Source organism: Candidatus Binatia bacterium (assembly GCA_029248525.1).
GTDB lineage: Bacteria > Desulfobacterota > Binatia > UBA12015 > UBA12015 > UBA12015.
The window spans coordinates 473,027-486,651 of record JAQWJE010000049.1 but is presented as its reverse complement, the minus strand read 5'-3'; the positions used below and the strand labels follow the sequence as shown (position 1 = coordinate 486,651).

General features: G+C 60.7%; 7 protein-coding genes. 3 read left to right on the top strand and 4 right to left on the bottom strand.

Annotated features, from left to right (window positions below; translation table 11 throughout):
* Window positions 1-2,373, bottom strand: a complete 2,373-nt coding sequence (locus P8K07_14675; protein MDG1959765.1) for an ATP-dependent RNA helicase — start codon at window positions 2,371-2,373, stop codon at window positions 1-3.
* Window positions 2,374-2,457: 84 nt separating this feature from the next.
* Here P8K07_14675 and ychF point away from each other — a divergent pair, with 84 nt between their 5' ends.
* Genes ychF through P8K07_14660 form a run of 3 tightly spaced genes read left to right on the top strand, consistent with a single transcriptional unit; the run spans window position 2,458 to window position 5,206 of the window.
* The gene (ychF, locus tag P8K07_14670) at window positions 2,458-3,558 is read left to right on the top strand and encodes a redox-regulated ATPase YchF (GenBank protein ID MDG1959764.1); all 1,101 of its coding nucleotides are present in this window, start codon (window positions 2,458-2,460) and stop codon (window positions 3,556-3,558) included.
* A 59-nt stretch (window positions 3,559-3,617) separates the two neighbouring features.
* Complete coding sequence (locus P8K07_14665; GenBank protein ID MDG1959763.1) at window positions 3,618-4,520, top strand: alpha/beta hydrolase; 903 nt, start codon at window positions 3,618-3,620, stop codon at window positions 4,518-4,520.
* A complete protein-coding gene (locus P8K07_14660) occupies window positions 4,517-5,206 on the top strand; it encodes an alpha/beta hydrolase (protein ID MDG1959762.1) in 690 nt (229 codons plus the stop codon). Before P8K07_14665 ends, P8K07_14660 begins: the two co-directional genes overlap by 4 nt.
* Here the strand turns inward: P8K07_14660 and recD are convergent.
* From recD to recC, 3 genes are read right to left on the bottom strand one after another with little or no spacing between them, the layout of a single operon-like run.
* Window positions 5,203-7,110: an exodeoxyribonuclease V subunit alpha gene (gene recD / locus P8K07_14655; GenBank protein ID MDG1959761.1), complete on the bottom strand. Its 1,908-nt coding sequence runs from the start codon at window positions 7,108-7,110 to the stop codon at window positions 5,203-5,205. The two genes, P8K07_14660 and recD, sit on opposite strands and share 4 nt — an antisense overlap.
* Window positions 7,091-10,384 carry an exodeoxyribonuclease V subunit beta gene (gene recB / locus P8K07_14650; GenBank protein MDG1959760.1) on the bottom strand — a complete coding sequence of 1,098 codons (3,294 nt, stop codon included), beginning with the start codon at window positions 10,382-10,384 and terminating at the stop codon, window positions 7,091-7,093. Before recB ends, recD begins: the two co-directional genes overlap by 20 nt.
* The gene (gene recC, locus P8K07_14645; GenBank protein MDG1959759.1) at window positions 10,381-13,611 is read right to left on the bottom strand and encodes an exodeoxyribonuclease V subunit gamma; all 3,231 of its coding nucleotides are present in this window, start codon (window positions 13,609-13,611) and stop codon (window positions 10,381-10,383) included. Before recC ends, recB begins: the two co-directional genes overlap by 4 nt.
* Window positions 13,612-13,625: the final 14 nt, after the last annotated feature.

Here is a 13,625-nt window from a genome sequence, read left to right as displayed (position 1 = left end):
TTATCTCTTTCCGCTCCGGCGCTTGGTACGCGCAGTCGCCGGAGCGGCGAGAGGATCCTCCGGCCACGGATGCCGTGGATAACGGCCGCGCATTTCCCGACGGACTTCCGGGTAAGTCTGCTCCCAGAAATTCCGTAGATCTTGGGTCGTCTGCACGGGTCGTCGGTTGGGCGCCAGCAAAGAGAGCGTGACCGGCTGCCCCGCCCCAACTGTCGGCGTCTCGGACAGACCGAAGAGTTCCTGCAGCTTGACGGCGAGAACAACCTCCCCATCGCTCCGGTACTCAAGTCGTATCGATCGACCGCTAGGCACCGCCAGACTCTCCGGCGCGCCCCGCTCGAGTTGCTGGCGAAGGCGGTGCGGCAGGAGAGGCAGGAAATCGTCCGGGGGCATCTCCCCAGCATTCCAAAACTGTTCGGCGAGTGCCTCGAGAGGAATCAGCACCCCCGCCACACGAGCACGGGCCTGCAAATGAATCTCCGCTGAACCGGGAACTCTCTTTTCCCAGGCCTCCGACAGCAGGCGAGCCGCCTCCTCGGGCACAACTGCGGTCGGCCTCTCCGTCAGAACAAGCGCCCCAACCCGCCCTTGAGCGACAGCGCGGACCTTGTGCGTCCGCGCGTCCAGACGATGGAGAACGATTTCCTCGTCGGCTTTGATCCACTCGCGCTCGACACGGCTCGCAATTTCGATTCGAGCTTCTGCGCCCTGCCTCCCCCGCGCCGACCGAACACCGATAGCCACCAACCACTCGGCATCCCGAACGCCACTACCCGGCCCCAGATGCGCACCGTGTCCCGAAGCGAGCACCAACCGATCCATGCCTGCTTCCCGCCGATGGGCCAGCCGATCCCGGTAGCCCGCCAGAAGGGCCCGGCGGAGGTGAGTCGCGTCCACCCCGCTGATTTGCGCGCCCGGCCGAGTCGCCGCCTCGGGCTTTTCCGGTCCAAGGATTTTTCCTGCGGTGCGGTGAATCTGTGCCGCGACTCGCTGCAGAGCCTGAGGTGCACGCGAGAAATTCTCCCTCAAGGAAAAGACATCCGAATCGGTCATCGCAACCGCCCCGCGACCACTCCGCTCGCGGCCTTCCGCAAGAATCGCGCAAATCTCGGCGGCCGCGCGTGTGGGCCCGGCCGCAATCAGAAAACGGCCGAGCCTCGGAGGCAGCCGCAAACGACGCATTCTCTCGCCTTCTTTCGTGAGCCTCCCCGCGTCGACAGCTCCCAATTTTTCGAGCAACTCCATGCCGGAATCGATAGCGCCGGGCAACGGGGCCTCCAGCCAACGAAACGATCGCGGATCCTCCGACCAGGCGAGAATCTCGAGGAGTGCAGGCGAGAGTTCCGTGCGGAAAATCTCGGGCTCGCGATGCTCCCGGAGATCCTGGCCCGGGTGCCATAGCCGCACCGCGGTCCCCGGTCCCGTTCGACCGGCGCGACCAGCGCGCTGATCTGCCGAGTCTACGGAGATCTGCTCGGGCAGGAGAGCATCCACCTCGCGTCGACGGTCATACCTCATGACCCGCGCCAGTCCGGAATCCACGACCGTCCGCACGCCGTCTACGGTGATCGAGGTTTCCGCAATATTCGTCGCCAGGATCACCTTGCGACGAGCAGTAGGCGCCAAGGCCGCGTCTTGCTGTTCGGCCGGCAGGGAGCTGTGTAACCGATGGATCTCGGTATCCCTGGACTCGCCCGCCAGAGCCGCGGCGACTTCCTCGATCTCCCGCATCCCCGGCAGAAAGCAGAGGACGTGACCCGAGTCCCGGGCAAGAGCCTCACGAACGGCCTCCGCTGGAGACTGCCCCGGCCGGTACACCGTGTCTATCGGATGCTGGCGAACCGGCACATCAACGATCGGGCAGCCGTCGAGAAAGGTCGCGTATAGTTCCGTATCCAACGTCGCCGACATCACGACCAACCGAAAGTCAGGCCGCGCCAAGGTCACTTGCCGCGCAAAGGCGAGACCGAGGTCCATGGCAGTGCTACGCTCATGAACTTCGTCGAGGACCAATGTACGGAATTCCGAGAGCAATGGATCTTCCTGCAGGCGCGCCAGAAGAATTCCTTCGGTCACCACCAGGATTTTCGTACGAGGACCAAACTTGCGCTCGAATCGGATTTGCCAGCCAACTTCTTCGCCGACCGCCCATTCATTCTCCTGTGCGATCCGGCGAGCGACACCGCGCGCCGCCACGCGCCGGGGCTGGACAAGCAGAACAGGCCCATCTCCGATGAGCGCCGGCGGAATTCGAGTTGTCTTGCCCGCCCCCGGCGGCGCCGTGACCACCAGCGCGGGCGACCGCTGCAGCGCTTTCCGGATTTCATCGATCCGTTCATCCACCGGTAGCGAAATTTTCGATCTGGACGACATCCGGTACCCCTGTCGGATTCATACGATTCCCCGGACAAGAGTGCCAATGCCGGAACTCTAATGAGGTGCTAGAAACATCGGTCTATGGCACTTTCCATTGGTATCGTCGGCCTCCCCAATGTGGGCAAATCCACTCTCTTCAACGCCCTGGCGGGAGGCGGTGCGGAGGCTGCAAACTATCCGTTCTGCACGATCGACCCGAATGTGGGCACAGTCCCCGTTCCTGATCCGCGAATGGACGAGATCTGTCGGGTAGTCGTGCCGAAAAGCATCGTTCCCACCACCGTGGAGTTTGTCGATATTGCGGGCCTGGTCGCAGGCGCGAGTCAGGGCGAAGGGCTTGGCAATCAATTTCTCAGCCACATTCGCAGCGTCGATGCGATCCTCAACGTCGTGCGCTGTTTCGAGAGTGAGGACATCACTCATGTCGCCAACCGGATCGACCCGCTCGACGATGTCGCCACGATTCACACCGAATTGGTGCTTCGCGACCTGCAATCCGTCGAGCAGCGTCTCGACAAGGGTCGAAAGGCAGCGAAAGGCGGCAACAAGGACGAGCAGAAACTTGTCGCCGTTCTGGAAAAAATCCAGGGGCCCATGGAGGACGGAACTCTTATCCGGCGGATTCCTCTCGACCTCGAGGAAAAAGAGTTGCTCGAGCCGCTCGATCTGCTGACCGCCAAGCCTGCGATGTACGCGGCAAATGTCAGTGAAGAGCAGCTCGAAGCCGGCCTGGAGGATCCCGTCGTACAACCGCTCGCCGCAATGGCAGCAGAAGAAGGCGCGGAGATCGTCGTCCTTTCCGCGCAAATCGAAGCCGAATTGATCGCTCTCGAGGCTGAGGAACGATCCGAGTTTCTCGAGAGCCTCGGACTTGCCGAAGCCGGTCTCGATCGTCTAATTCGGGGCGGCTATGCGCTTCTCGACCTGATCACCTATTTTACCGCCGGCGAAAAGGAAGTTCGGGCGTGGACGATCGAGCGCGGCACCCTTGCTCCGGGAGCCGCCGGCAAAATTCACACCGATTTCGAGCGCGGCTTCATTCGTGCTGAAGTTGTCCCCTGGGATACTTTGGTGGGCCTCGGCTCCGAAGCGGCCTGCAAGGCCGCCGGAAAGCTTCGCGTCGAGGGCAAGGACTATGAAGTATCGGATGGTGACGTGATGCATTTCCGATTCAACGTCTGAGGAATCGCGGCAGAGAAGCCCACTGGTTTCACCCCAAGCATTGGCTATGCTTCCACTGAATGACCCCGATATCCATGTACGCACCGCCAGAGCGCAGTCATACACTCGCACCGCTCGGCGTCGCACTTCAAGTCCACGAATGGGGCGACCCCGATGCCGCGCCCGTGGTCCTGGTGCACGGTTTTCTCGACCATGCCCGCGGATTTGATCCGATCGTTGCGCGACTGGCGCGAGACTATCGAGTCATTGCCTACGATGCCCGCGGCCACGGAAACTCCGGATGGACGGATGGTTACGCATGGCCTCTGGATGTGGCCGAGTTGCACGCAATCATGCGCTGGGCGGGACCGCCGTGCCTGGTGATCGGCCATAGTCGTGGTGGCGCATTGGCCACTGATGCGGCAACCAATCGGCCGGAACTCTTTCGTCGCCTGGTCAATATCGACGGCTTCGGACCGCCCCCGGAAGGCTTTGCCCCTCCGGGGTTTCCCGTCGATGACCGCACACCGGCCGAGAGAATGGGAGGTTGGCTCGACCAGCGGCGCAAGAGTCACCAGAATCTCGGCTGGCGGGCCTACCCGACATTGGACGATGTGGTGGTTCGACGCCAAAAACAAAACCCCCGACTGGGTGTCGAGTGGCTGAAGCATTTTGTGGCTCTCGGCGTACGCGAAACCGCAGAAGGGTTTGTATGGCAAGCTGACCCGTTGGTCACGCGTGGCTTCGGGCCCTTTCGATCAAACTGGATCGCGCGCCAATGGAAACACCTGAAGGTGCCCATGCTGGCGGTGATCGGAGAAGAACAAGATACCTGGGGCCCCTTGCCCGAGTCGGTCATCGGGCCGCGTCTGGACGCGATTCCTGACGTCACCCGTGCCAGTATTCCGAAGTCCGGTCATTTTGTGCATATGGAGGAACCCGACGCCTTCCTCGACCTCGTCGAATCCTGGGTCGAGCGATGAAAGGTTCAACGCCCCAAGAAAATCACAAGCTGCTCAACGGCAGAACCTCCTTGCATTTGAGTCATCTCCGCGAAGGTACGGGCACGCCCTTGCTTTTGTTGCACGAGTTATTCACCTCCAGCGATCGCTGGAGCGAGCAGGAAATTCTCTGGGAGGGTCCCGTCTGGGCACTCGACTTCGGCGGGCATGGGTCCTCGGACTGGCGCGCCGGCGGTGCCTACTACCCGGAACTCTTTGCCACCGATGTCGATAGCGCTCTCGAAGAAATAGGCCCCACCTGCGTCGCCGGTGCCGGCCTCGGTGCCTACGTCGCACTTCTGGTCGCCGGCGCTCGGACCGAAAAGATTCCCGGAGCCCTACTTTTTCCCGGTGCCGGCCTGATCGGCGGCGGTGACGAGCCGTCGTGCGAACCGGACGCCAGCAAACTCGATGAGCTGGAACAGGCTCACGCAGATACCAACACCCCGGAGGAGATCGCTACCGACCCTCGCGTGGTCCTTGCACAGGACGATATCCGTCCCCCCGACTACGCAGCAAGTTTCGGCGCTCGAAGCCAGGCGCTTCTTCTGGCCGAGGACGGCAAGACGCGGCCGGGCTGGTGGGAGGTCCTGCGCGAACTGCCCAAGGTTCATGAGACCTCCATCGATCGGGCCAAGGCATTCGAGGCACTCAGCCGCTTTCGTTAGACGGATTCCTTCTCCGCCTTGTTCTCAAGCCCTCGGATCACCTCCGCCAGAACCGAGCTCCGTGGCAGCCGTCTTGCCAAACCCTCGGCAAACCGGTCGCGAGGGCCGGCGAGCAGCAGATGCGTTCGAGCGCGAGTGACGGCCGTATAAAGCAATTCGCGGGTCAAAAGACGCGATGGAGTCTCGGGCAAAACCAGACAAGTCTCCCGGTACTCGGAGCCCTGGCTCTTGTGAACCGTCATCGCAAAGACTGTCTCTACGTGAGAGAGGCGCCCTGGCGCGACCTGACGCAGTTGGCCGCTCCCCTCAAAGAAAACCTTCAGCCGACCGTCCGCGTCGGGAAGTGCCACGCCGATATCTCCATTGAAAAGGCGCAGAGTTCGATTGTTCCGGGTCACCATTACCAAGCGGCCGGCATACCAGGGCGCGGCAGGGGGTAAGCCGCCATGGGCGCGCAACTCGCCTTCAATCATTTCGTTGAGGGCAACCACCCCATGGGCCCCCTCGCGCCGCACCGCAAGAACGCGAAAGTCCGCTGCTGCCTGCAGGACATCCCGGGGATCGGCTCCGGCAGCAAGAGCCTCGACAAAAGGCTGGTAGCCGCGCCGAATCCGTCGGCGCGCCTCGGCATCCATCTGCTCCCCGTCGCCAATGCCTTCGATATCGGCATAATCGCCATCAAGGACGGCGAAGGTCCTCGGAGCGTCGCCCTCACGCAAGGCATTCGCCAACGCGGCGATCCCCGAGTCGGTCGAGAATCGGAAGGACTCGTCAAGAAGAATCACGCAGTCCCGAACCGGTGCCCCCGGCCTCCCGGGTTGAGGCGGGACCGGAGGTACCGGAACCCCCGTAGCCTCCTCAAGAAGGTTCGCCCCGGCCGCAGAGAAGTTGGCCCCATCCCCGACCAATTCCCCAAAGACCGAGCCGACTTCGACCGGAGGCAACTGCTCGGGGTCCCCAACGAGGATCAGCCGCGACTGCGCGGGCATCGCCTCGACCACCTTCGCCATCAATGCGGCGTCGACCATCGAGCTCTCGTCCACCACCAGAACATCCAGCGGCAGGGGGTTCTGTCGGTCGTGGCGGAAGTGCACCCCATTCGGCGCCCCGCCCAATAGACGATGCAGGGTCGCTGGCTCCTGGTCCAGGATGGTATCGATACGACCATCGGGATCAATCGTGTTGCGCGCGTGGTGCAATTGTTCGGCCAGACGATTGGCCGCCTTACCGGTAGGAGCGGCCAGCCGGACGCGAAAGCCCGGAGAACCACAATGCTCGCCCATCAAGCGAAGAATGCAGGCGACGATGGTCGTCTTCCCGGTCCCGGCGCCTCCGGCGATGACCGTGAGCTGGCGCAGCAATGCGGTCGCGACCGCCGCCCGCTGCCCCACAGCCAGCTGCATCCCCCGCTCTTCGATCTCGGTCAGGCTTTGCAAAATATCCGCGGTTGCCACCCGGGGGACTTCCCCCCGGGACATCTCATGCAGCCGTGAGGCGAGCTGATGCTCGTAACGCCAGTACCGTTGCAGATACAGGCGTCCTTCCGCATCGAGGATCAGTGGGTGAAAGGAACCCGGCTCACCTACCACGTCGCTTTCCCGCAGTACCTTCGTCCAATGATCGAGCGGCGGTGCTTGCCAGCGCTCCGCCACAAGCAATTCGGCCTCGGGCCCAACCCAGCCCCGCTCCTCCGCAAACTCGGCGAGGGCAACGCAAATACGCCCCTGAGCGGTAGCTGCGCTGGCCAACGCAGCCGCGGCAAAGACCTCCGGGCGTGGTTGGTTCTCAAATGCCTGCAGCGTCGCTGCAAACCGTCGATCAAAATCCGAACAACCAGATGGCAGGATAAACTCTTCCCGACTTTCCGTTGCCGCCTTCTCCTGATCAGTGTCCGAGAAGTTCATCGAATTCCTCAATCAGACCACGCGCAGGCCTGGTGGCAAAGATTCCGGATTGCAGACCGGCTTCCGGACGAATGCCGCGCAAGAATAAATACCGGACGCCGCCGAAATGCCGATCGTAGTCGTAGCCCGGAATCCGCTGCTGCAGCATCCGGTGGACCGCGATCGCATAGGTCAGATACTGGAAGGTATAGAGGTGCTCCTCCATCGCCGACGGGAGACGCTCCTGAGCGTAATCCTCAAGGCTTCCCCCCAACCAGTTTGATTTATAGTCCACCAGATAGAAGCGCCCCTCCGCTTCGAACACCAGATCGATAAATCCCTTGACGTATCCCTGTGTGAGCGGTGTCGGTAAATCACCATCGCGTGCACTACGCCCCAGGCGAGGCTGGTCGTGCCTCTGCAAAAGAGCATTCAAGTCCGGAAGCGTCATGGTTTTCGCCGGATAATAGAACTCGACTTCATCGAGGCGCCGGGAACGCGGCACATCGACAAGGCGGACATGCCCGTCAGGCTCGAGAGCGGTCCCCAAAACATCGCGGACCATGCTCATTACAGGATCGCGCCATTCCGAGGAAAAGTGGAAGGTCTCCAGCGCCTTCTCGATCACGGCACCCCGGACCTGCGGATCCTGCTCTCGAAAATCAATGGTTTCAAAGATCTGATGGAGACAGACTCCGGGCGTCGCGCCTCTGGGAAAGGAAAAGATATCCTTGCCATCAGCCGGCGATACGGGTCGCTCGCCCGGCAAAAGGGGGTCATAGTCCCTGCGCTCTGCGGCACGGCCAGCGGTCAGTGCGGAGAAGCTGGTCGTCCACCTCGTCGCTCTGACCGAACGCGATAAATGCCGGGCAGTGAAGGTTTGCCCCTGCGGCAATCGCGTCAGGGGAACTGCACCGGTGGCCTCTCGCCCCGAGAGCCGTTCGATCGCGATCGCGCCATCCGAGGCACTTTCCAGGTTGGTCAGGTCGGACAGGAATTCCTCGTCGGAGCGGTCAAGCGCACCCGAAGAAACACCATCGTCATCATGCGGCAAAAGAAGCCAGCCGAGAGCCGACTCATCGCCGTTTTTCACCGCGCCCCATGTGCAGACACAAAGATGTCGTGCCCGTGTCAGCGCCACGTAAAGCAGTCGGAGACGATTCGCCAATTCCTCTCGTACATGTTGCAATCCATTCGCTTCTCGCGCCGGACTACCCAGATCCAGCGTTGGCCGCCAGTCGGACTCCGGATCATGAAAGTCGAAAACCTCCTCGATTTTCCGTGCCGGCACCTTGTAGGTGAATGGACAAAAGACGATATCGTACTCGAGCCCCTTGCACGCGTGAATTGTCGAAATCTCGACCAGGTTCTCATCCGACTCCAGGCGCAGAATCAGCTCGTCCGATGGCTGTCCTCCCTTTTCCTTGTCGGTGGCCTGCTGGCGATGGTCCGCGAACCAGGCAAGCAACCGGTCCATACCCTGGCGCTGGCGACGCCCTTCCGTCCGAAGCAATTCCAGCAGATGAAAAAGATTTGTCAGCGCACGATCACCATCCTCGCCGGACAGAAGTCGGGCTACGACCCGGTTCTCCTCCAGCCAGGATGCCAGCATGGCCGCGACTCCGTCGCGAGAATATTGCTCCCGCAGTTGCCGAAAATGTTCCTGAAGCTCGTCCCACTCAGTTTCGGTCTGTGCGATTGCGTAGATTCTGGCGGCATCAAACCCATGATAGACGGTCGCCAATGCGGCTCGAATGCGCCGCTCCCGTGTCGGGTCGGCGATCGCCAGGAGCACCCGCTCGAGATCAGCTGCCTCCCGCGTATCAAAGACACTTCCACTCCCCTTGCGAACACTCGCGATACGCCTTCGCGCAAGAGCTGCACGAATCAGCTCGGCCTGCATATGATTCTGGACCAGAACCGCGATGTTACGACCCCGAACACTCTCTGTCCCGATTCGAGCTTTCCCTTCGGCACCAAGCGAAAGGAGTCGTGCGATCTCATCAGCCGTCGCATCGACAACCTGACGTTCCGTCTCCCCCGCGGTCAGCAACTTCGTAGCCCCCTCTTCCCGGTCTGCAAACCAGATTCGCAGCGGGTTTTCTTCCAGGCCACCCAACCGAACCTCCGGATGCGGACGGGCTGCAGGGCTCGCCGGATGAAATTCGATTTCGGGGAAAACAAAGGGATTCTCAACAGCCGAAAAAAGAGTGTTCACACCGCGAATCAGCGCCGGATCTGTCCGCCAGTTTTCCTCCAGCGAATGCCGAGCTGCAGCTGCTTCACGAGCGCCGAGATAGGCGAAAATATCAGCCCCGCGAAAACCATAGATGGCCTGCTTCGGGTCCCCCACAAGAAATACAGGTTCCTCGCGGCCGCCATAAACTTGCGAGAATATCTCGTACTGGATCGGATCTGTATCCTGAAACTCATCAATCAGAGCTGCCCGAAACCGATGGCGAATGCGCTTGGCCAAAGGACCGCTGCGCGGCCCCTCGACCAGCGCTTTGCGTAAATTCAACAAAAGGTCGTCAAAATACAGTTGGCGATGCTCAGCTTTACGTCGAGGTAATTCCTTTTCCAGCCAGGCAAGAAGCTCTGCCCGCAGAGTCCGCAACTCAAACTCCCGGGAATCCCCAGAGCCATCAGTGCCGTCAGCCTCATCCGAACCGTCGCCTTTCTCGGGAAGAAGAATCTCGAAATAAGGCCGTCCCATCCACTGCCTGACGTCCTGAGCCAACTTTTCAGGAGAGTATTTCTTCTCCTCCAGCAGGTATTGGAGAAACGAGGGATCGCGATTCTGTACGGAACGCCTCCAGAAATCCTCGACACATTCCCGAATCCAGACGGATTGATCCTGAATCATTTCCGAAGCGAAGGGCGAGCCGCTCTCGAAAGCCGCATCCTCCAGTGCACGTTGGCAAAAACCGTGGATCGTAAATACCGAGGCCTCATCAAGCTGGCGCAAGGCTCGCTCACAAAGAAGTCGTGCTCGGCGAGGATCGGAGATACTCTCGACAAGACGTCGGCAGAACTCGTCAGAGATTGTCCCCCCGGCCAACGCAGCAGCTACCTCGACCAATCGCCCACGTATGCGTGTCCGTAACTCGGCCGTCGCTGCCTTGGTATAAGTCACAACCAGGATTTGGGAAACCTCGAGGCTCTCTTCGAGCAAAAGACGGATATACAGCCCGGTGATGGTCCATGTCTTTCCTGTACCCGCGCTGGCTTCGATGGCCTGTGTGCCGCGCAAGGGAACAGAAAATAGATCCAGTCTATTGGTCGACTGATTCATTTCTTCCCGCCTCGCGGCTTCTTGATTTCTTCGCGCCTGGCGAGGATCGGTCCCCAAAGGCGGCAAGAGTTTTCCGCAAATTCATCATTCAGGGCATCAGCACCCTCGGGCCAGAGCAGTTGATACTCGGGCGAACGATCCCATTCGCCGCTTTTCCCGAAACTATTCACGAAAGCCGTGCGTGAGCTCTTCACAGGATCCTTGATTCTATTGCTGAAGAACTTGGGGGCCAATCGCGGGAACAGCGTCTTTGGTTGTCGCAGACCTTCCCAATAAAATCCCAATAGATCCTCAAGCAGCTCTTTGGCTTCGGGCTCCTCACCCAGCCAGAAATCCTCATCGGGTGCCATGCAGCGAGTACGCAGGGGGAGGCCACTCGCAGAAAGAACGAGATGGCGAATCCAGACCTCAATCAGATCGCGTTCGTCGAATTTGAACTTGCCGCTACCGTTCGAGCGCCCAGCGGTAACCACGAAATATTCGCTTCCATAAACCTGCTCGACTTCACCCAACACGCGAAATTCACCGATACGGAGATCCACCGACCGAGCAACCGGCACGCCTGCAGGCCGGGCCTCGTCGACGCGACTCAGAAAGCTCGAAAGGTCCTGGTGCATACCCGTCACAATCACCGGGCCCGCCGCTCCATGCGGCAACTCACCGGAGGCACGCATCAAACGCGCAAGGCCATCGGCACTCTCATCCGATGCACCTTCGGCAACCACCCGTGCGCGGAGTTGCCATTTTTGCAGAGCATCAAACACGAAGGTCTCCGTTGACGGCACCGAAGCCTCTGCCTCGTCCAGACGAATGCCCAAACGTTCCTGCAAAAAAAACTTTCCCGGAGAGCGAAAAAATCTCGCCAGTCGGGCCACGCTGACGGTGCGCCATTCGGAGTCGGGTTCCGGCAGCGACTCGGTCAGAAACCGCTTCGCTGTCGGCAACTCCTGATGCTCGTTCAGTGCCGCCGCAAGGTCCTCGCGATAACTGAAATATCCGCCCGCCGGCGAGAAATAGCGAGGGCTGAAGGCCTGCAAGCGATGCTCTTTCCGAACCACCGGCGGCTTGTCGCTTCCTTCGACAAGAAATCCGGCAGCGATCGCATCTTCGAATTCTGCGAGCAGAACGGATGGAGGTAACTCCGAATTGTCTCGCGGAGATCGAGAGACGTGGCTGAGGTAAATCGCATCGCGCGCCGACAGAACGGCCTCGAGAAAAAGATAGCGATCATCTTCGCGCCGGGCGCGATCACCGCGCCGAAAATCATCTGCCATCAAATCAAAACTCGGTGGCCGATCGGAGCGGGGAAACTCACCATCATTAAGCCCCAGAAGGCAGACGATTCGCGCCGGAACGCTTCGCATTGGAACCAGCGTGCAAAAAGTCACCCGGCCGCTGAAAAATGCCCATGCCGCTCCAGGTGCGGCCAACTGGCTCCCGAGGGCCTCGCGAACCACATCCAGCGAGATCGCATCACTGAAAGCCGCATCGACTGCTTGCTTGCGCACGCATTCGATGGCTTCCCGGATCGCGCTCATTTCATCCGAATTCTCGTCCGCTGTGAAAAAATCTTCCAGAAGGACTTCCAATTGATCGCACCACGACGCCAGTGATCGCTCGCCCTTCAAGTCATCCGCGAGTGCCATGACCGCGGCAGCAAAGGCCTGCACCTGTCCCATGGCCCGCGCATCGTTTCCCTCGACCCCCTCCGCGGGAAGCACCCCGGCGAAAAGCTCGCGCCCGGAGCCAGCCATCGCGTATCCGAGCATCATGCGGTCCAGGCCGAAACGCCACGTGTTTTCGGGCACCGCGGGAAGGTCGCGCGTCGCTCGATCCACCTCATCAATTCCCCAGCGAATACCCGCCTCCCGAATCCACGACGTGACCTGCGGCAGGTCGTCCTCGGCAAGATCGAACCGCTCGCGAATCGCCTCCACCTCAAGCAGGGCAAGAACCGAGGGCGCATCGAATCTGCCGCCGGGAAGCTCGAGCAGGCCGACAAAGGCATCGATGATCGGACTTTCCAAACGTGCGCCGAGGTCGGCAATCGCAAAGGGAATCCGACGCGCCTCGGGTACATTCCCGAAAACCGCCTCGATCATCGGTGCATACTCATCGATCGTCGGGACCATGACTCGGACATCCGAAGGGTCGAGATCGGGATTGTCGGCAAAGCATTGCAGCAAATAATCCTGCAAGGCCTCGACCTCTCTCATCCGGCTGTAGGAGCCCCGCACCTGGACGCTGGTATCCGAGACCGCGACCTCATGTTGCGGCAAACCATCGTTTCCCGGCTGCTGGAGATCGAGAATATCCGCTTGGAGAAATCCGAGAAGCGAGTGTGATTCCGGGTCACGGAAAGTATCACTCTGGGGACACTCCTGCTCGAGGACCATGGCCAGAAAATCGCGGCCCTGCCCCCCCAGGGATGCCAGCAGCGCGTTGCCCGATTCCAGATAAAGCTCTGCCGGATCTCGATCACCCGCAATTTTTGCGATTGTGCGGTCCGGCAAGGATTCCAGCCAGTAGGCCCGGCAGGGGTTCACCAGAAAAATATGCACATCGACCCAGTCAGCAGTCGCGCGCAGGACGTCAAAGACTGCGGGCGGCAAGGCAGGCAGGCCGAAAACCGAAAGCCTCTCGGGCAAACCATCCGCCGAAGATAATGCTCGGAGGAAACTCTCATGAAGTCGAGCACGATGCTGGTCGCCGTTGGAGGCGACCAGGCCCCGCCAAAGGCCGGCCTGCCAGCCCTCATCCGGTTGGCCGGTAACCTCGCGACCAGCCTCCCATCCAAGCAACATATCCGGTCGATAGACCATATATTGATCGAAGGAGGCCGCGATGCGGCGGGCCAGATCGAAACGGCGCCAATCGGTTGCGTCAGAAAGATAGGACCCCAGTGCGGGAGAGGACTGCAGCGGCAGCTGTCCCAGCGCCACAAACAATCGCCAGGTCATCGCCTCGACGCTGAACGCATTCCGAGCAGGCGTGCCTGGCAGGACTGCCGACCACAACTCCCAAACCAACGCTGCGGGAAGCGAGAACTCGAAATTCATGCAAACACCCAGCCGATCGGCGAGTTGCAGGGAAAGCCAGCGTGCCATTCCGTTGTTCGGGACCACCACCTGCTCGGTGGCGAAAGCGCTCGACAAGGGTGGTCGACAAAACTCGGCCAGGGCATCCGCGAGTTCCTCGAGCCGATTACTTTGATGAACGATCAGCATGCAGTCTTCAATTC